The sequence below is a fragment of the Polynucleobacter corsicus genome (assembly GCF_018688255.1).
Classification (GTDB): domain Bacteria; phylum Pseudomonadota; class Gammaproteobacteria; order Burkholderiales; family Burkholderiaceae; genus Polynucleobacter; species Polynucleobacter corsicus.
This window is the reverse complement of record NZ_CP061314.1, coordinates 52,468-70,654: the sequence shown is the minus strand read 5'-3', so window position 1 is coordinate 70,654 and position 18,187 is coordinate 52,468. Positions and strand designations below refer to the sequence as shown.

Here is an 18,187-nt window from a genome sequence, read left to right as displayed (position 1 = left end):
AACTACTTTACCTCGGACTCCACCCATTTGCCATAATGCACCTCATAATTTTCAGGGGCATACGCAATCACTTCAGGCAAATCATAAGGGTGATGACTTTTTATGAAATTAGCAATATCAATCCATTTATCTGCAATTGTTTTTGCTGACAGTAGAACTTCCTTGCCTTCGCAAATCTTGCCATCCCACCGATAGATGGAATGTATACCCTCTTGAATTTGCACGCAGGCAGCCAATCGATCCGCAATCAGTTTATTCGCCATTTTCTTTGCATCCTCTAGCGATGCAAAAGTAGTGACAACAATCAGTAACTCAGCAGATTTATCAGGGCTCATGAGGTATTTATAACTGTATAAATGAAAAAAGCCAGACCGAAGCCTGGCTTTTAATCTTGCTAAAGGACTTAAGCCTCTTCAGCTACTGCTGTTTCTTCAACTTCCGGACGATCTACCAACTCAACCAAAGCCATTGGTGCATTATCACCATGACGGAAGCCAAACTTCAAAATTCGAAGATAGCCACCTGGACGAGTTGCGTAACGTGGGCCAAGCTCTGTGAAGAGTTTGGTCACGATATCGCGGTCGCGTGTGCGATTGAATGCTAAGCGACGGTTTGCTAAGTTATCCTTTTTACCCAAGGTAATCAAAGGCTCAACAACCATGCGCAATTCTTTTGCTTTTGGCAAAGTGGTTTTAATCACTTCGTGCTCCAAAAGAGAATTGGACATGTTGCGCAGCATCGCCAAGCGATGTGATGATGTTCTGTTTAGTTTGCGTAAGCCGTTTCCGTGACGCATGATGCTTCCTTTCTAATTATTTCTCGAGGTTAGCTGGAGGCCAGCTTTCGAGTTTCATGCCAAGACTTAAGCCACGAGCCGCCAATACATCTTTGATTTCGTTCAAAGACTTACGACCTAAATTAGGCGTCTTCAACAATTCATTCTCTGTACGTTGAATCAAGTCACCGATGTAGTAAATGTTCTCAGCTTTCAAGCAGTTTGCAGAGCGCACTGTGAGTTCGAGATCATCAACCGGACGCATCAACATTGGATCAACCATTGAAGAGCGGCTTGGCGCGAGATCACCAGAAACTTCGCTGCTTTCGAGGGCTGCGAATACAACTAACTGATCAACCAAAATGGTAGCAGCTTGACGAATTGCTTCTTCAGGAGACAACACACCGTTTGTTTCGATTGTCATTACGAGACGATCGAGGTCGGTACGTTGCTCAACACGAGCAGATTCAACAGCATAGCTAACACGGCTTACCGGGCTAAATGAAGCATCCAACACGATACGGCCAATAATCTTGGTAGTTTCGTCGTGGTATTGGCGCATATTGCCTGGTACATAGCCACGGCCTTTTTCAACCTTGATCTGCATATCCAACTTGCCACCAGCTGACAAGTGAGCGATAACGTGATCAGGATTAATGATTTCTACATCATGTGGTAAGTCGATATCTTTTGCTGTAACTACGCCTGGACCTTCTTTACGCAAATTGATAGTAACTTCATCACGTGACTGCAACTTAAATACGATACCTTTGAGGTTCAACAAAAGGTTAACTACATCCTCCTGAACGCCATCTAATGTGGAGTATTCATGAACAACACCAGCAATTGCTACTTCAGTTGGTGCATAGCCAACCATGGAAGATAACAAAACACGGCGCAATGCATTTCCGAGTGTGTGGCCATAGCCACGCTCGAACGGCTCCATAACAACCTTAGCTTGGTTGGCAGTAAGCGCTTCAACAGAAATAATTTTTGGCTTGAGCAAATTTGTTTGCATATTTTTTCCTTGAGAATGCCTAATTAGCGTGAATACAATTCGACGATCAAACTTTCATTAATTTCGCCGCTAATGTCTTCACGGTCAGGCACCTGCTTAAATGTTCCCTCCAGCTTTGCTGCATCGACTGATACCCAGCCAACTGCTGCCATCTGCTGAACCAAATTGAGTGACTCTGTAATACGTGTTTGCTTTTTCGCTTTTTCACGAATCGCAACTACATCACCAGGCTTGACCTGAATAGATGGAATATTTACTGGGCTACCATTGAGCAAAATTGCACAGTGGGAAACCAATTGACGCGCTTCAGCACGAGTAGAACCAAAGCCCATACGATACACAACGTTATCAAGACGTGACTCCAACAACTGAAGCAATGTTGAACCAGTATTGCCCTTACGACGCTCAGCTTCAGCGAAATAACGACGGAACTGACGCTCTAAAATTCCGTACATACGCTTAACCTTTTGCTTTTCACGCAATTGATTACCGTAATCAGATGTTCTTGAGCCAGATGTGCGGCCATGTTGACCAGGCTTAGTATCTAACTTGCACTTGTCTGACAGGGCGCGACGAGCGCTCTTTAAAAATAAGTCGGTACCTTCCCGACGTGCTAATTTGGCCTTAGGCCCTAAGTAACGTGCCACGATGCTTTCCTTTCTTTGCCGCAGCCTTACGACTGACGGTGAGTTCACCCTTTAATTCAGATGAACAGTGGGCTTTAATAAAAAACTACTAAAACTGTTGTACTGCCAACATCCAAGCTTAGATACGACGACGCTTAGGAGGACGGCAACCATTGTGTGGAACTGGAGTTACGTCTTGAATTTCTGTGATTTTGATGCCCAAAGAATTCAATGCACGAACTGCTGATTCACGACCTGGGCCTGGACCCTTGATCTGAACTTCTAAGTTCTTGATTCCGCACTCAACGGCAGCTTTACCTGCTACTTCTGCCGCTACCTGAGCAGCAAAAGGTGTTGATTTACGTGAGCCCTTGAAGCCCTGGCCACCAGATGTTGCCCATGAAAGCGCATTACCTTGGCGATCAGTGATCGTAATAATGGTGTTGTTAAAAGAAGCGTGAACGTGTGCAATACCGTCAGCAACGTTCTTTTTAACCTTCTTGCGTGCACGCTGTGAAGCTGCAGAAGCGGATTGTTGTTTTGCCATGTCAATAAACTTTCTTGATTATTTCTTGAGTTGCACGCCAGACTTACGTGGGCCCTTGCGGGTACGCGCGTTCGTCTTAGTACGTTGACCACGTACAGGCAAGCCTTTGCGATGACGTACGCCGCGGTAGCAGCCCAAGTCCATCAAACGCTTGATGTTCATCGTTACTTCACGACGAAGGTCACCTTCAGTAATAAATTTACCTACTTCATCACGCAACTTTTCCAAGTCACCGTCAGTAAGATCTTTAACTTTTTTGTCGATAGCAACACCTGTGGTTTCACAAATTTTGCGAGCACGAGTTGTGCCAATGCCAAAAATTGCTGTTAAACCGATAACAGTATGTTGATGATTTGGGATGTTTACCCCAGCGATACGTGCCATGAGATTTCCTCTTAATTAACCAGATCAGCCTTGACGCTGCTTATGACGTGCGTCTGAAGAACAGATCACGCGAACAACGCGTTTGCGCTTAATGATCTTGCAATTTCTGCAAATACACTTAACGGATGCTAAAACTTTCATAACTCACCTCTAAAAAAATATGTACTACTTAATCTTTACTTCGCCCGGAAAATGATTCTTGCGCGCGTCAGGTCGTAAGGAGTCATCTCCACCGTCACCTTATCTCCTGGCAGGATGCGGATGTAATGCATCCTCATCTTTCCAGAAATATGCCCTAGAACCACATGTCCGTTCTCTAGCTTCACGCGAAACATTGCGTTCGGCAAATTCTCAATAATTTCTCCCGCCATCTGAATTACATCGTCTTTAGACATTCAGTTAAGCGCCCATCTTAAAGTTAGCTTTTTTCATTAAAGAACCATACTGTTGTTGCATTACAAATGACTGAACTTGAGCCATGAAATCCATTGCAACAACGACAATAATCAACAATGAAGTACCACCAAAATAAAATGGCACGTTGTACTTCAACACTAAAAATTCTGGTAACAAGCAAACCAAAACCATATAAATTGCACCAGCCAACGTCAAACGAACCAAGATTTTGTCGATGTAGCGACCAGTCTGATCACCAGGACGAATACCTGGAACAAAAGCACCACTCTTCTTCAAGTTATCGGCAGTCTCACGGCTATTAAAAACCAGAGCTGTGTAGAAAAAACAAAAGAAAATAATCGCTGCAGCATACAAGATTGTGTAAACAGGTTGACCTGGAGCCAATGTTGCAGCCAAGTCCTTAATGACTTTGCTAAACATATTAGTTGGCTCGCCTGATGTAAACCAACCAGCGATAGTTGCAGGGAACAAAATAATAGACGAAGCAAAAATTGGAGGAATAACACCGGCCATGTTTAACTTCAATGGAAAGTATGAAGACTGGCCGCCATATACCTTGTTGCCGACCTGACGCTTGGCGTAGTTCACCAAAATACGGCGCTGACCACGCTCTACAAACACCACAAAATAAGTCACTGCAATACAGATCACCACGATCAGCAATGCGGAGAGGATATTCATTGAACCGGTGCGAACTAATTCAAGCAAGCTACCGATTGCAGTTGGCAGGCCAGAAACAATGCCGCCGAAAATAATGATGGAGATACCGTTACCGAGACCACGCTCAGTAATCTGCTCACCAAGCCACATGAGGAACATCGTGCCAGTAACTAAAGTCACTACTGTGTTGAGTTCAAAGATCAGGCCAGGGTTAATAACCAAACCTGGTTGGGCTTGCAACGCAACTGAAATACCTAAAGCCTGGAATGTTGCCAAAAACACAGTGCCATAGCGGGTGTACTGAGTAATCTTACGCTGCCCTGCTTGACCTTCCTTTTTCAAAGACTCTAAAGTAGGAATAACAATCGTCATCAACTGCATAATGATTGAAGCAGAGATGTAGGGCATGATTCCCAAGGCAAAAACTGTGAAGCGCGATAGTGCACCACCTGAGAACAGGTTGAACATACCCAAAATGCCATCCTTTTGCCCTGCAAACAATTGTGCCAATTGGTCTGGATCAATGCCTGGCACTGGAATATGCGCACCCAAACGGAACACTAGCAATGCTAAAACCAGGAATACCAAGCGTTGGCGTAATTCGCCAAACTTGTTTCCTGATTGAGCAAGACTTGCTGCGTTGTTAGGTGAGAGTGCCATTATTTACTAAAAAGGAATTAAACCAAGTCAACCAATTTGCCGCCAGCCGCTTCAATAGCTGCTTTTGCGCCTGCAGTAGCTGTAATACCCTTGAGGGTTACTGCAATAGACAGTTCACCAGTCTTAATCACTTTTACTGAATTAATCTGCTCACCAGCAAAACCGTGAGCTCTCAAAACCAACAAATCCACTTCTGGTAGATTGATTTTTGCTAAGTCGTTCAAAGTAATTTGGCCAACATGACGACGTGTCAAGGACACGAAACCACGTTTTGGCAAACGACGATACATCGGCATCTGTCCGCCTTCGAATCCCACTTTATGGAATCCGCCTGAACGTGACTTCTGTCCTTTGTGACCACGACCAGCTGTTTTTCCAAGACCAGAACCGATACCGCGACCTACGCGACGACGATTTTTATTGGAGCCCGGTGCGGGTTTGAGTGTATTGAGTTGCATATTCTTCGCCTATTTACTTGCTAGTTATTAGCCAACGACTTTAACTAGATAAGAAACTTTATTAATCATTCCGCGAACAGCTGGCGTGTCTTCCAATTCTGAAACAGAATTGATGCGACGCAGGCCTAAGCCGCGAACAGTTGCACGGTGGCTTTCGCGTGTGCCGATCAAACTGCGTACTAATTGCAGTTTGACTTTAGAGTTAGTTGTTGTCATTTATAGATTCCTAATCTTTTGGTCTTAGCCGAGAATCTCTTCAACTGATTTGCCGCGCTTAGCAGCAATTTCAGAAGGAGTGCTCATCTTGCTCAAGCCATCAATCGTTGCACGAACCATGTTGTAAGGGTTGGTTGAGCCAAGTGACTTAGCAACAACGTTAGTTACGCCCATTACATCGAAAATTGCACGCATTGGGCCACCAGCGATAACGCCAGTACCATCTTTAGCTGGAGAAATCATCACGCGTGACGCGCCATGCTTACCGATCACAGTATGTTGCAAAGTACCTTTACGTAAGGAAACTTTGATCATCTTGCGACGCGCTTCGTCCATTGCCTTTTGAACAGCAACTGGAACTTCTTTTGATTTGCCTTTGCCCATGCCGATACGACCATCGCCATCGCCAACTACAGTGAGTGCAGCGAAGCCGAGAATACGACCACCCTTAACCACTTTAGTTACACGATTAACAGCAATCATCTTCTCGCGAAGACCATCATCACGCTCTTCGTTTTGCATCTTGGTTTGCATTTTTGCCATGTTTTTTCCTAAACCCTATTAGAACTTCAGGCCGGCTTCACGCGCAGCTTCAGCTAAGGCCTTAATACGGCCGTGGTAACGATGACCGGAACGATCAAAAGCAACATCAACAATGCCTGCTTTAACAGCACGCTCAGCAACTAACTTGCCGATTTGTTTTGCAGCTTCAGCGTTGCCGCCGTTTTTGATCGCTTGGCGCAAATCTTTTTCCATTGTTGAAGCAGCTGCTACAACTTTGGTTCCACATGGGCTATAGACCTGTGCAGAAATATGTGTGTTGCTACGGATAACTGTTAAGCGATTTGCCAATGCTTCGGCAATGCGAATACGAGTCTGCCTAGCACGTCTTTGTCTGGATTCGTCTTTATTCATTTTCTAATCTCGCTTACTTCTTCTTAGTTTCTTTCAGGTGTACAACCTCATCCACGTAGCGAACGCCTTTGCCTTTGTATGGCTCTGGTGAACGGTATGCGCGAACTTCAGCAGCAACCTGGCCAACTTGCTGCTTGTTGGAACCTTTGATAATGATTTCAGTTTGAGTTGGGGTCTCAGCTTTTACACCCTTTGGCAGGTTGTAAATAATGTCGTGTGAGAAACCTAACTGCAATTTCAGTGAATCGCCCTGGGCAGCAGCACGGTAACCAACGCCTACCAAGCTGAGCTTGCGCTCAAAGCCAGCAGTTACGCCAACAACCATGTTGTTTACCAAAGCGCGGGCTGTACCTGACTGTGCACCAGCTTCTGGTGTGTTGTTATTTAAAACAACTGTCAATACGCCGTCTTCTTGTTTCAAACCAACAGAAGGATGCAAGTTATGTGTCAAAGTGCCCAATGGACCCTTAACAGTAATGTTTGCACCGTTGATGCTGATTTCAGCGCCCTTAGGGACTGGAATAGGTGATTTACCAACGCGGGACATATTTCTCTCCTTACGCGACGTAGCAAATAACTTCGCCACCAACGCCGTTTGCACGTGCTTTGCGGTCTGTCATTACGCCTTGTGGGGTTGAAATAATTGCAATGCCCAAGCCATTCATTACTTCAGGAATGTCATGACGGCCTTTGTAGATACGTAGACTTGGTGTAGAAACACGGTCAATACGCTCAATAACAGGACGGCCCGCGTAGTATTTGAGTTCAATATGTAGCACTGGCTTAGCTGCTTCACCTTTGATTTCAAAACTATCGATATAACCTTCATCCTGCAGGACTTTTGCAATAGCTACTTTAACTTTTGACGACGGCATCAAGACTACGGGTTTCTGCACTGCTTGCGCATTGCGGATCCTTGTCAACATGTCGGCGATTGGATCGCTGATACTCATGAGTTCTCCTAATTCTTTCGCCGCTTACCAGCTGGCCTTGGTTAAACCGGGGATTTCGCCACGGAAAGCGATTTCACGAATTTTGCTACGCGCTAAACCAAACTTACTGAATACACCGCGCGGACGACCGGTTAATGAACAACGATTTCTTTGACGAATCGGGCTTGCGTTACGTGGAAGTGCCTGTAGCTTCAAGCGAGCCTCATAGCGCTCTTCATCGCTGCGTGATTGATCAGCAATGATTGCTTTGAGTTCTGCACGCTTTACAGCGTACTTCTCTACAGTTTTTGCGCGCTTATTCTCGCGCTCAATTAGGGATAGTTTTGCCACGTTAGCCTCTTAATTGCGGAAAGGGAATTTGAACGCTGCTAACAAAGCTTTTGCTTCTTCGTCAGTCTTAGCGGTCGTCGTAATACTAATGTTGAGACCACGGAGGGCATCAATTTTGTCGTATTCGATCTCAGGGAAAATGATTTGCTCTTTAACGCCAATGTTGTAGTTACCACGACCGTCAAATGCCTTACCGGAAATTCCGCGGAAGTCACGTACGCGTGGCAAAGCAACAGTAACGAAACGATCTAAAAATTCATACATGCGCTGACCGCGCAATGTCACCATGGCACCAATTGGGTAGCCTTGACGAATTTTAAAACCAGCAATCGCTTTTTTGGCTTTTGTTACAACTGGCTTTTGACCTGCTACTTTAGTCAAATCACCAACTGCATTTTCGATAATTTTCTTGTCGTTCACTGCATCGCCCAAGCCCATATTTAGGGTTACCTTAGTGATACGTGGAACTTCCATGATCGACTTGTAGCCAAACTTGGTCATTAAATCAGCAACAACTTTTGCTCGATAGTGTTCTTGAAAACGTGTGCTCATAATTTCTCCGTGCCCCTTATGCGCTTAAAGTTGCGCCAGTGGTTTTGAGGAAACGTTGCTTTTTACCGTCCACGAGTTTGATACCAACACGTGATGGTTTGCCGTTACCGTCAACCACAGCCACATTAGAAATGTGAACAGGCATCGTCTTGTCAATCATGCCGCCAGTAACACCGGCTGCTGGATTTGGCTTAACGCTCTTTTTGTAAATATTTACGCCTTCGATCACTAATTTGTTCTCGAGAACGGCTGTAACAGTTCCTTGCTTGCCCTTATCGCGGCCAGTCAACAGAACCACTGAATCACCTTTACGAATCTTTTTCATATCAGCCTCTTAAATAACTTCGGGGGCGAGAGAAACGATCTTCATGAACTTTTCAGTACGCAATTCGCGTGTGACTGGTCCAAAGATACGTGTGCCAATTGGCTCTAACTTAGCGTTGAGCAATACCGCAGCGTTGCCATCGAACTTAATCAATGAGCCATCTGGACGGCGTACACCTTTAGCGGTTCTCACCACTACGGCGTTATAAATGTCACCTTTTTTTACACGGCCACGTGGAGCGGCAGACTTTACAGTCACCTTAATGACATCACCGATACTGGCGTAACGACGCTTAGAGCCGCCCAATACCTTGATGCACAAAACTTCACTGGCGCCTGTGTTGTCGGCGACCTGTAATCTACTTTCGGTCTGAATCATTTTTTAATCCCCAACTTGTTAGCCAAAGGCAAACAGTCTTGGTTCCGTCTATGGGCTTTAACGAAAGCTAAAACCCGGAATTAATGAAAAAACACTGCTTCTCCTAATAAAACCAGAGAAGCCAACTATCATACTACGTAAAACAGGGATTTGGCAATAGATTTTGCCAAAATCCCTAATATTTCTTTAAATACCCTTTGATTCTTGAACTAAACGGGTTACCACCCAAGATTTAGTACGTGAAATTGGTCTAGATTCAGCAATTTCAACGGTATCACCCATCTTGTATTGACCAGCTTCATCATGAGCGTGGTATTTTTTGGACTGTCCAACATATTTGCCATAAAGCGCATGTTTTACTTGGCGCTCAACTAGCACAGTCACAGTTTTTTGCATTTTATCGCTAACGACGCGACCCACTAGGGTGCGGCGCAAGGGTTTAGATAATTCTGTCATATCCCTTTTTCCTTATTTCTGTGCAGTTTTTTGGGTAATAAAAGTCTTTACGCGAGCAATTTCACGCTTAGTCTTACCCAATTGGCTGGTGTTTGTAAGTTGCTGAGTACCTTTTTGCATACGGAGTTTGAAGCTTGTCTTCAAGAGCTCTGTCAATTCTGCGTTCAAGGCAACCAGGTCTTTGGATGCTAATTCTGTCTTTTTCATAATCTCTATCCCGATCAACCTAAGTGGCGAATCACGAAAGTGGTTTGCAATGGCAACTTAGCTGCGGCAAGCTTGAAAGCTTCACGCGCCAATGTTTCATCCACTCCATCCATCTCGTACAAAATCTTGCCTGGTTGAATTTCTGCTACGTAGTACTCTGGGTTACCTTTACCGTTACCCATACGTACTTCAGCTGGCTTCTGTGAAATTGGCTTATCTGGGAAAATACGAATCCAGATACGACCACCACGCTTAATGTGACGGGTCATTGCGCGACGTGCAGATTCAATCTGACGTGCAGTCAAACGACCACGGCCAATAGCTTTCAATCCAAAGTCACCAAAGGCTACTGAACTACCGCGTGTTGCCACACCAGTGTTACGTCCCTTTTGTTCCTTGCGATACTTACGACGCTTTGGTTGTAGCATGCTTACTCTCCTGACTTCTGCGCTTCAGCACTTGCGGCTTCAACGGCTTTCGGTACACGCTTCACTGTTGGCTTAGCAGCAACCAATGGCTTGCTGTCAGCTGCTGGTTTGCGTGCGGTTGTTTTAGCTGGTGCGCGACGTGGCTTCTTTTCATCAGCCGCTGGCTCTGCTGTTACAGCTGGAGCGTCAGCACCGCGACCCAATGTATCGCCTTTGTATACCCAAACTTTTACACCGATGATGCCGTAAGTTGTTTCCGCTTCTGATGTAGCGTAATCAATATCAGCCTTCAATGTATGGAGTGGAACACGGCCTTCACGGTACCATTCGCGACGTGCGATTTCAGCACCGTTCAAACGACCAGAAGACATGATCTTGATTCCTTGTGCACCAAGGCGCATTGCATTTTGCATTGCACGCTTCATTGCACGACGGAACATGATGCGCTTCTCTAATTGCTGAGTAATAGAATCAGCAATTAATTGAGCATCCACTTCAGGCTTACGAATTTCTTCGATATTCACATGGACTGGAACGCCCATACGCTTTTGAAGTTCACGGCGGAGCACTTCAATATCTTCGCCTTTTTTGCCGATCACAACACCTGGACGTGAGCTATAGATAGTGATACGTGCATTCTTTGCAGGACGCTCGATGATTACCTTGCTAACAGATGCATTCTTCAACTTCTTTTTCAAGTAGATGCGGACATCTACATCCTCTTTGAGCATCTTTGCAAAATCAGTATTGTTTGCATACCACTTCGATGTCCAGTTCTTCGTTACCGAGAGTCGGAATCCGGTTGGGTTTATCTTTTGTCCCATATCTTCCCTTAGTTACTCAAGGTCACGGTGATGTGACATGTTTGTTTTTCGATTTGATTACCACGACCCTTAGCACGTGCTGTGAAGCGCTTCAAGGAAGTACCCTTATCAACAATAATTGTTGAAACCTTGAGCTCATCAATATCAGCACCCTTATTGTGTTCAGCGTTGGCCATTGCGGACTCAACAACTTTCTTCACAATGAAGGCAGCTTTCTTGGGGCTGAAATTCAAAATGTTCAATGCGCGTGCAATTGGCAAACCACGAATCTGATCAGCGACCAAACGTGTTTTTTGCGCAGAAATGCGGGCGCCTTTGTGAATAGCTTTAACTTCCATCATCATCCCCTTACTTCTTCGTTACTTTCTTGTCAGCAGCGTGACCTTTGAAAGTACGGGTCAAGGCAAATTCGCCTAACTTATGACCCACCATGTTTTCTGATACATATACCGGAACGTGTTGACGACCGTTATGTACAGCAATCGTCAGACCAATAAAGTCTGGGAGGATTGTTGAACGGCGTGACCAAGTTTTGATCGGCTTTTTGTCTTTGTTGGCTTGTGCGACTTCAACTTTATTTACTAAGCTGGCTTCGCAAAATGGGCCTTTTTTAGCTGAACGTGTCATATCTATTTATCCTTATCGCTTAACGTTTTTGACGACGTTGAACGATCATCGAAGTTGTACGCTTATTGCGACGTGTACGATAACCTTTGGTTGGTGTGCCCCATGGGGAGACAGGTACACGGCCTTCGCCAGTTCTACCTTCACCACCACCGTGTGGGTGATCTACTGGGTTCATTGCCACACCGCGAACGGTTGGGCGAATACCGCGCCAGCGATTTGCACCAGCTTTACCAATAACGCGCAAGCTGTGCTCTTCATTACCAACTTCACCAATAGTGGCACGACACTCGATCAAAATACGACGTACTTCACCAGAGCGCAAGCGCACCTGAGCGTATACGCCTTCACGAGCCAATAACACTGCAGAACCACCGGCTGAACGTGCAATTTGAGCACCTTTACCCGGCAACATTTCTACGCAATGAATGGTGCTACCAACTGGAATGTTGCGAATTGGCAAGTTGTTACCAGACTTGATTGGGGCTTCAGAGCCGCTCATCAATGGCTGACCAACAGTCATGCCTTTTGCAGCAAGAATGTAACGACGCTCACCATCTGCAAACACGATCAATGCGATATTCGCACTGCGGTTTGGATCGTATTCCAAGCGCTCTACTTTTGCCGGAATACCATCTTTGTCGTTGCGTTTGAAATCAACAACACGATAGTGATGCTTATGACCACCACCTTTATGACGGGTAGTGATGTGACCATTATTGTTACGACCTGCTTTTTGGAACTGTGGCTCTACCAACGCTGCAAAAGGTTTACCTTTATGCAGGTCAGGATTGACCACCTTGACCATTGAGCGACGACCTGGTGAGGTCGGTTTTGTCTTCATCAAAGGCATGATTAATTCGCCTCCGCTTCAAAGTTAATTTCTTGACCTGGCTTCAAGCTAACGTAGGCCTTCTTAGTGTGGTCACGACGACCCTCAAAACGGCCATAGCGCTTTGGCTTACCTTTTTGATTTACGATTTGAACAGAGTCAACTTGCACTTTAAAGAGCAACTCAACTGCTTGTTTCACATCGCTCTTATTGGCGTCGCGTGTAACTTGAAATACCACTTGTTCGTTTTTCTCTGCAACCATAGTTGCTTTTTCAGAGATAACCGGTCCAAGCAGAACCTTCATCAAGCTGTGATCGTTTTTACGGACTTGGCTCATTTCAGCAACTCCTCAATTTTTGCGATCGCTGCTTTGCTTACCAATACTTTTTTGTATTGAACTAAAGCTAATGGATCAGCGTGCTGTGGCTCACATACAGCAACCTTATGCAGATTGCGTGATGCCAAGTACAAATTCTCGCTAACCTGATCAACAATGATCAAGACTGAATCCAATCCCATTGCTTTAACTTTGTCAGCTAAAACTTTAGTCTTTGGAGCATCAAGAGTAAATTGGTCAACAACATTCAAACGACCTTCGCGAGCTAACTGAGACAAAATAGATCTCATACCAGCGCGGTACATTTTCTTGTTTACTTTTTGGCTGAAATTTTCTTCAGGTGAATTCGGGAATATACGACCACCTCCACGCCACAGCGGGGAAGAGCTCATACCAGCACGTGCACGACCAGTACCTTTTTGACGCCAAGGTTTTTTGGTGGTGTGCTTAACTTGCTCACGGTCTTTTTGTGCACGGTTACCGCTACGTGCATTTGCTTGGTAAGCCACAACAACTTGGTGTACCAATGCTTCGTTATATTCGCGCTCGAATACTTCTGGTGAGGCTTGAACGCCTGCGCCTAAAGTTCCGTTATCTTGGAGAAGCTTAAGTTCCATATTCGCTCTCCTTATTTCTTCTTCAACGGTGTCTTCACCGCTGGAGTAACAATCACTTTACCGCCTGGGGCACCTGGAATAGCGCCTTTAACCATGATGAGATTGCGTTCTGCATCAATGCGTGCGATGACTAAATTTTGTACAGTACGTGTCTCATCACCAAGGTGGCCAGTCATGCGCTTACCTGGGAAAACACGGCCTGGATCCTGCGCCATACCGATAGAACCCGGCACGTTGTGTGAGCGTGAATTACCGTGTGACGCGCGACCTGAAGCGAAGTGGTGACGCTTGATGGTACCGGCGTAGCCTTTACCAATCGTTACACCTTGTACATCCACTTTTTGGCCAGCAGCAAATGCAGTGTCAGCAGGAATTACTTGTCCTGGTGTCATTTCTGCGATTTTTGCAGCATCTAATTGGAATTCGTTGAGACCATTACCAGCCATCACTCCTGCTTTGGCGAAGTGACCAGCCATTGCTTTGGTAACGCGAGTAGCTCTACGTGTGCCATGTGCCAACTGGATAGCATCATAGCCATCAGTTGCCTGGGTCTTGATTTGAGCGATTCTGTTGTCGCTCACGTCAATTACGGTGACAGGAATTGCTTCCCCTTCGTCCGTAAATAGACGGGTCATGCCGATCTTGCGACCGATTAAGCCTAAGCTCATATTCATGCTCCACGCCGACTTCGATTGGTCGGCAAAATTAATTTAAGTGATTTACAAGTAAAAGTACTTCTAAATCAATAAGTTACAACGTTTTTAATGCTGATTAAACCTGAATATCCGCCCAAATAATTGAGCGAAGCCTTAGATTCTATCCCGAAAGTCCAGTCTTGGCAAGCGCCAAGACCGGAAATACTAACTTACTGCAACTTAATTTCGACGTCCACACCTGCTGGCAAGTCTAATTTCATCAAGGCATCAACAGTTTTCTCTGTAGGATCAACGATATCCATCAAACGCAGATGGGTACGAATCTCTAACTGGTCACGTGATGTCTTGTTAACGTGTGGTGAACGCAGAATGTCAAAGCGCTCGATACGTGTTGGCAAAGGTACTGGACCCTTAACAACTGCACCAGTACGCTTAGCTGTATCAACGATTTCAGCTGCAGACTGGTCGATCAAACGGTAATCAAATGCTTTAAGACGAATACGAATTTTTTGGTTTTGCATATTAATTCCAAAGAGCGTTGTGGTGCTGCCACGTTATATTTCTAAAGAGCTCGGTGACATCAGCAGCACTGATGTCACCGGTTAGCAAACCGCTAAATAATATTTACTTCTACCGCTTTAAATCTATTAAGCCAAAATCTTTGCAACCACACCGGCGCCAACAGTACGGCCACCTTCACGGATCGCAAAACGCAAACCTTCTTCCATCGCGATTGGGGCGATGAGTTTTACTGTGATGGTTACGTTATCACCAGGCATGACCATTTCTTTGTCTTTTGGCAACTCGATTGAACCTGTTACGTCCGTAGTACGGAAGTAAAACTGGGGACGATAGTTGTTAAAGAATGGTGTATGACGACCACCTTCATCTTTACCCAAGATATAAACCTCGGCTGTAAAGTGAGTATGTGGGGTGATTGAACCTGGCTTAGCCAATACTTGGCCGCGCTCAACTTCTTCACGTTTTGTACCGCGTAACAAGATACCGACGTTATCGCCTGCTTGACCTTGGTCGAGCAATTTGCGGAACATTTCAACACCAGTACAAGTGGTCTTGAGGGTTGGCTTGATACCAATGATTTCAATCTCTTCACCAACCTTAACGATACCGCGCTCGATACGGCCTGTAACAACAGTACCGCGACCGGAGATAGAGAACACGTCCTCTACTGGCATCAAGAACGCACCGTCAATAGCACGCTCTGGAGTTGGGATGTAAGTATCTAATGCTTCAGCTAATTTCATGATAGCTTCTTTGCCCATTGGGCCTTCGTCACCTTCAAGCGCTAACTTAGCAGAACCTTGAATGATTGGAGTGTCATCGCCTGGGAAGTCGTACTTAGATAAAAGCTCACGCACTTCCATTTCAACTAGCTCTAACAATTCAGCATCGTCAACCATATCGCATTTGTTCAAAAACACCACGATGTAAGGAACACCTACTTGGCGTGCCAAGAGGATGTGCTCACGCGTTTGTGGCATTGGGCCGTCAGCTGCAGAGCAAACCAAAATAGCGCCGTCCATCTGAGCTGCGCCAGTAATCATGTTCTTAACGTAGTCAGCATGTCCTGGGCAATCGACGTGAGCGTAGTGGCGATTTGCAGTCTCATACTCAACGTGCGCTGTATTAATCGTAATACCGCGTGCTTTTTCTTCTGGAGCAGCATCGATCTGATCGTATGCTTTTGCTTCGCCACCGAATGCTTTAGAAAGCACGGTTGCAATTGCTGCTGTCAAGGTAGTTTTACCGTGGTCAACGTGACCGATTGTGCCAACGTTTACGTGCGGTTTTGTCCGCTCAAACTTTTCTTTTGCCATTTTTTTGTCTGCCTTCTTAGCTAGTCAATATTCAAAATAATGTGGATAAATTACTTCGCTTTAGCAGCCATAACTGCTTCAGCAACGTTCTTAGGTGCTTCGGAATAATGCTTAAATTCCATGGTGTAGGTAGCGCGACCTTGGGTCAACGAGCGCAAGCCAGTTGAATAACCAAACATCTCTGCCAATGGCACTTCAGCGCGAACGATCTTACCGCCCCCTGGAATGTCATCCATACCTTGCAAAATACCGCGACGTGATGAGAGGTCGCCCATTACGTTACCCATGAAATCTTCTGGTGTTTCAACTTCAACAGCCATCATTGGTTCAAGCAACACAGGTGATGCTTTGCGCATACCGTCTTTGAATGCCATCGAGCCCGCCATCTTAAATGCGTTTTCGTTGGAGTCAACGTCATGGTATGAACCGAAGAACAATGTCGCTTTGATATCGACGACTGGATAGCCAGCCAAAATACCGGAGTTCAAAGTTTCGATAATTCCTTTTTCTACTGCAGGGATGTATTCACGTGGAACTACACCGCCCTTAATAGCGTCAACGAATTGGAAACCTTTGCCTGGCTCTTGTGGCTCAAGTTTGAGCACAACGTGACCATACTGACCACGACCACCAGACTGCTTAACAAATTTACCTTCAACTTCTTCGCAAACCTTACGAATAGTTTCGCGATAAGCAACTTGTGGCTTACCAACAGTTGCCTCAACACCAAACTCACGACGCATACGGTCAACCAGAATTTCCAAATGGAGCTCGCCCATTCCAGAAATAATAGTTTGGCCAGACTCTTCGTCTGTCTTCACGCGGAATGATGGATCTTCTTGCGCCAAACGATTCAAAGCTAGACCCATTTTTTCTTGGTCTGGTTTTGTCTTTGGCTCAACTGCTTGTGAGATCACTGGCTCTGGGAACACCATGCGCTCTAAAATCACGATGCCATCTGGATCACACAATGTTTCGCCAGTAGTTGCGTCTTTTAGGCCAACTGCAGCTGCGATATCACCTGCAAATACTTCTTTAATTTCTTCACGTTCGTTTGCATGCATCTGCAACAAGCGGCCAACACGCTCTTTCTTGCCCTTGATTGGGTTGTAGATCGTGTCGCCAGATTTCATTACGCCCGAGTAAACACGGAAGAAGATGAGCTGGCCAACAAATGGGTCAGTCATGATCTTAAATGCCAATGCTGAGAATTTCTCATCATCAGCCGCTCTACGTGTTGTAGGTGTGCCGTCTTCCAATTCACAAGGAACTGGCGGAACATCTAATGGTGATGGCAACAATTCAACTACTGCGTCCAACATCGCCTGAACACCTTTATTTTTGAAAGCAGTTCCACACATCATTGGAATGATTTCATTGGCAATTGTGCGTTGACGCAATGCTGTTTTAATTTCTTCCTCGGTCAATGCGTCACCACCAAGGTATTTTTCCATCAACTCTTCTGAGCTTTCAGCGGCGGCTTCAAGCAACTTCTCACGCCACTCTTCAGCGGATGCTTGCAACTCAGCAGGAATTTCTTCGTAGGTAAATTTAGTACCTTGTGATTCCTCATCCCAATAGATGGCCTTCATTTTGACCAAGTCCACAACGCCTTTGAAGTTTTCTTCAGCGCCGATAGGAATCTGGATCAAGATAGGGTTAGCCTTCAAGCGCAATTTCATCTGGTCATAGACCTTGAAGAAATTCGCGCCAGTACGATCCATCTTGTTAACGAATGCTAAACGTGGGACTTGATACTTATTAGCTTGACGCCAAACAGTTTCAGATTGTGGCTGTACACCACCTACCGCACAGTAAACCATGCAAGCGCCATCCAAAACGCGCATTGAACGCTCAACTTCAATCGTGAAGTCTACGTGTCCTGGAGTATCAATAATATTGATGCGGTGCTCTGGAAAATTGCCGGCCATGCCCTTCCAGAATGTTGTAGTAGCAGCAGAAGTAATCGTGATACCACGCTCTTGCTCTTGCTCCATCCAGTCCATGGTTGCAGCGCCATCATGTACTTCACCAATTTTGTGATTAACACCGGTGTAGAACAAAACACGTTCTGTTGTTGTTGTTTTGCCTGCGTCAATATGCGCAGAAATACCGATGTTGCGGTATCTTTCGATAGGGGTTTTACGTGCCAC

At 45.4% G+C, this 18,187-nt stretch carries 32 protein-coding genes; all 32 read right to left on the bottom strand.

Going from position 1 to position 18,187, the window contains the following annotated elements:
* Window positions 1-2: 2 nt before the first annotated feature.
* The 32 genes from cutA to fusA all read right to left on the bottom strand — a co-directional run bounded on the left by cutA (window position 3) and on the right by fusA (window position 18,187).
* On the bottom strand, window positions 3-335 hold the full coding sequence (gene cutA / locus C2747_RS00435; RefSeq protein WP_215331776.1) for a divalent-cation tolerance protein CutA: 333 nt from the start codon (window positions 333-335) through the stop codon (window positions 3-5).
* Window positions 336-403: 68 nt separating this feature from the next.
* Entirely contained in the window at window positions 404-796 is a 393-nt protein-coding gene (gene rplQ, locus C2747_RS00430; protein ID WP_015420256.1) for a 50S ribosomal protein L17, read from the bottom strand.
* Window positions 797-812: 16 nt separating this feature from the next.
* Window positions 813-1,793 carry a DNA-directed RNA polymerase subunit alpha gene (locus C2747_RS00425; RefSeq protein WP_046329391.1) on the bottom strand — a complete coding sequence of 327 codons (981 nt, stop codon included), beginning with the start codon at window positions 1,791-1,793 and terminating at the stop codon, window positions 813-815.
* A 23-nt stretch (window positions 1,794-1,816) separates the two neighbouring features.
* A complete protein-coding gene (gene rpsD / locus C2747_RS00420; protein WP_173959392.1) occupies window positions 1,817-2,440 on the bottom strand; it encodes a 30S ribosomal protein S4 in 624 nt (207 codons plus the stop codon).
* A 118-nt stretch (window positions 2,441-2,558) separates the two neighbouring features.
* The gene (gene rpsK, locus C2747_RS00415; protein WP_011901923.1) at window positions 2,559-2,966 is read right to left on the bottom strand and encodes a 30S ribosomal protein S11; all 408 of its coding nucleotides are present in this window, start codon (window positions 2,964-2,966) and stop codon (window positions 2,559-2,561) included.
* Between the two features lie 18 nt (window positions 2,967-2,984).
* Window positions 2,985-3,350 carry a 30S ribosomal protein S13 gene (gene rpsM, locus C2747_RS00410; RefSeq protein ID WP_215305638.1) on the bottom strand — a complete coding sequence of 122 codons (366 nt, stop codon included), beginning with the start codon at window positions 3,348-3,350 and terminating at the stop codon, window positions 2,985-2,987.
* A gap of 24 nt (window positions 3,351-3,374) precedes the next feature.
* Window positions 3,375-3,491 carry a 50S ribosomal protein L36 gene (gene rpmJ / locus C2747_RS00405; RefSeq protein WP_012357167.1) on the bottom strand — a complete coding sequence of 39 codons (117 nt, stop codon included), beginning with the start codon at window positions 3,489-3,491 and terminating at the stop codon, window positions 3,375-3,377.
* A 35-nt stretch (window positions 3,492-3,526) separates the two neighbouring features.
* Entirely contained in the window at window positions 3,527-3,745 is a 219-nt protein-coding gene (gene infA / locus C2747_RS00400) for a translation initiation factor IF-1 (RefSeq protein ID WP_015420252.1), read from the bottom strand.
* 4 nt (window positions 3,746-3,749) lie between these two features.
* A complete protein-coding gene (secY, locus tag C2747_RS00395) occupies window positions 3,750-5,087 on the bottom strand; it encodes a preprotein translocase subunit SecY (RefSeq protein WP_215331775.1) in 1,338 nt (445 codons plus the stop codon).
* A gap of 17 nt (window positions 5,088-5,104) precedes the next feature.
* Entirely contained in the window at window positions 5,105-5,545 is a 441-nt protein-coding gene (gene rplO / locus C2747_RS00390; protein WP_215308693.1) for a 50S ribosomal protein L15, read from the bottom strand.
* Between the two features lie 27 nt (window positions 5,546-5,572).
* On the bottom strand, window positions 5,573-5,761 hold the full coding sequence (gene rpmD, locus C2747_RS00385) for a 50S ribosomal protein L30 (protein WP_046329387.1): 189 nt from the start codon (window positions 5,759-5,761) through the stop codon (window positions 5,573-5,575).
* A gap of 24 nt (window positions 5,762-5,785) precedes the next feature.
* Window positions 5,786-6,304, bottom strand: coding sequence for a 30S ribosomal protein S5 (gene rpsE, locus C2747_RS00380; protein ID WP_015420248.1), 519 nt, complete (start codon window positions 6,302-6,304; stop codon window positions 5,786-5,788).
* 18 nt (window positions 6,305-6,322) lie between these two features.
* On the bottom strand, window positions 6,323-6,676 hold the full coding sequence (gene rplR, locus C2747_RS00375) for a 50S ribosomal protein L18 (RefSeq protein ID WP_046329386.1): 354 nt from the start codon (window positions 6,674-6,676) through the stop codon (window positions 6,323-6,325).
* Window positions 6,677-6,689: 13 nt separating this feature from the next.
* Window positions 6,690-7,223, bottom strand: coding sequence for a 50S ribosomal protein L6 (gene rplF, locus C2747_RS00370; RefSeq protein ID WP_215326128.1), 534 nt, complete (start codon window positions 7,221-7,223; stop codon window positions 6,690-6,692).
* Between the two features lie 10 nt (window positions 7,224-7,233).
* Window positions 7,234-7,629, bottom strand: a complete 396-nt coding sequence (rpsH, locus tag C2747_RS00365) for a 30S ribosomal protein S8 (RefSeq protein WP_015420245.1) — start codon at window positions 7,627-7,629, stop codon at window positions 7,234-7,236.
* A 24-nt stretch (window positions 7,630-7,653) separates the two neighbouring features.
* On the bottom strand, window positions 7,654-7,959 hold the full coding sequence (gene rpsN, locus C2747_RS00360) for a 30S ribosomal protein S14 (protein ID WP_015420244.1): 306 nt from the start codon (window positions 7,957-7,959) through the stop codon (window positions 7,654-7,656).
* Between the two features lie 9 nt (window positions 7,960-7,968).
* On the bottom strand, window positions 7,969-8,511 hold the full coding sequence (gene rplE / locus C2747_RS00355; RefSeq protein WP_215331774.1) for a 50S ribosomal protein L5: 543 nt from the start codon (window positions 8,509-8,511) through the stop codon (window positions 7,969-7,971).
* Window positions 8,512-8,527: 16 nt separating this feature from the next.
* Window positions 8,528-8,836, bottom strand: a complete 309-nt coding sequence (gene rplX / locus C2747_RS00350) for a 50S ribosomal protein L24 (RefSeq protein WP_011901911.1) — start codon at window positions 8,834-8,836, stop codon at window positions 8,528-8,530.
* 9 nt (window positions 8,837-8,845) lie between these two features.
* Window positions 8,846-9,214 (bottom strand): 50S ribosomal protein L14, encoded by a 369-nt coding sequence (rplN, locus tag C2747_RS00345; RefSeq protein WP_015420241.1) that lies wholly within the window; start codon window positions 9,212-9,214, stop codon window positions 8,846-8,848.
* A gap of 186 nt (window positions 9,215-9,400) precedes the next feature.
* Window positions 9,401-9,670: a 30S ribosomal protein S17 gene (rpsQ, locus tag C2747_RS00340; protein ID WP_046329381.1), complete on the bottom strand. Its 270-nt coding sequence runs from the start codon at window positions 9,668-9,670 to the stop codon at window positions 9,401-9,403.
* 12 nt (window positions 9,671-9,682) lie between these two features.
* Window positions 9,683-9,877: a 50S ribosomal protein L29 gene (gene rpmC / locus C2747_RS00335; RefSeq protein WP_015420239.1), complete on the bottom strand. Its 195-nt coding sequence runs from the start codon at window positions 9,875-9,877 to the stop codon at window positions 9,683-9,685.
* Between the two features lie 14 nt (window positions 9,878-9,891).
* Window positions 9,892-10,305, bottom strand: a complete 414-nt coding sequence (gene rplP, locus C2747_RS00330) for a 50S ribosomal protein L16 (RefSeq protein ID WP_088526677.1) — start codon at window positions 10,303-10,305, stop codon at window positions 9,892-9,894.
* Between the two features lie 2 nt (window positions 10,306-10,307).
* Window positions 10,308-11,129 carry a 30S ribosomal protein S3 gene (rpsC, locus tag C2747_RS00325; protein ID WP_215331773.1) on the bottom strand — a complete coding sequence of 274 codons (822 nt, stop codon included), beginning with the start codon at window positions 11,127-11,129 and terminating at the stop codon, window positions 10,308-10,310.
* 8 nt (window positions 11,130-11,137) lie between these two features.
* Window positions 11,138-11,470, bottom strand: a complete 333-nt coding sequence (gene rplV, locus C2747_RS00320; protein ID WP_205621309.1) for a 50S ribosomal protein L22 — start codon at window positions 11,468-11,470, stop codon at window positions 11,138-11,140.
* A gap of 7 nt (window positions 11,471-11,477) precedes the next feature.
* Entirely contained in the window at window positions 11,478-11,756 is a 279-nt protein-coding gene (rpsS, locus tag C2747_RS00315; RefSeq protein WP_046329379.1) for a 30S ribosomal protein S19, read from the bottom strand.
* A 19-nt stretch (window positions 11,757-11,775) separates the two neighbouring features.
* Complete coding sequence (gene rplB, locus C2747_RS00310; RefSeq protein ID WP_215305633.1) at window positions 11,776-12,606, bottom strand: 50S ribosomal protein L2; 831 nt, start codon at window positions 12,604-12,606, stop codon at window positions 11,776-11,778.
* 2 nt (window positions 12,607-12,608) lie between these two features.
* Window positions 12,609-12,923 (bottom strand): 50S ribosomal protein L23, encoded by a 315-nt coding sequence (rplW, locus tag C2747_RS00305; RefSeq protein WP_076024545.1) that lies wholly within the window; start codon window positions 12,921-12,923, stop codon window positions 12,609-12,611.
* Window positions 12,920-13,540 (bottom strand): 50S ribosomal protein L4, encoded by a 621-nt coding sequence (gene rplD / locus C2747_RS00300; protein WP_215328351.1) that lies wholly within the window; start codon window positions 13,538-13,540, stop codon window positions 12,920-12,922. The genes rplW and rplD overlap by 4 nt, the downstream gene beginning before the upstream one ends.
* Before the next feature lie 11 nt (window positions 13,541-13,551).
* Window positions 13,552-14,208, bottom strand: a complete 657-nt coding sequence (gene rplC, locus C2747_RS00295) for a 50S ribosomal protein L3 (protein ID WP_015420232.1) — start codon at window positions 14,206-14,208, stop codon at window positions 13,552-13,554.
* Window positions 14,209-14,405: 197 nt separating this feature from the next.
* A complete protein-coding gene (gene rpsJ / locus C2747_RS00290) occupies window positions 14,406-14,717 on the bottom strand; it encodes a 30S ribosomal protein S10 (protein ID WP_011901899.1) in 312 nt (103 codons plus the stop codon).
* A gap of 126 nt (window positions 14,718-14,843) precedes the next feature.
* A complete protein-coding gene (gene tuf / locus C2747_RS00285) occupies window positions 14,844-16,034 on the bottom strand; it encodes an elongation factor Tu (protein WP_011901887.1) in 1,191 nt (396 codons plus the stop codon).
* A 50-nt stretch (window positions 16,035-16,084) separates the two neighbouring features.
* Entirely contained in the window at window positions 16,085-18,187 is a 2,103-nt protein-coding gene (gene fusA / locus C2747_RS00280) for an elongation factor G (protein WP_215331772.1), read from the bottom strand.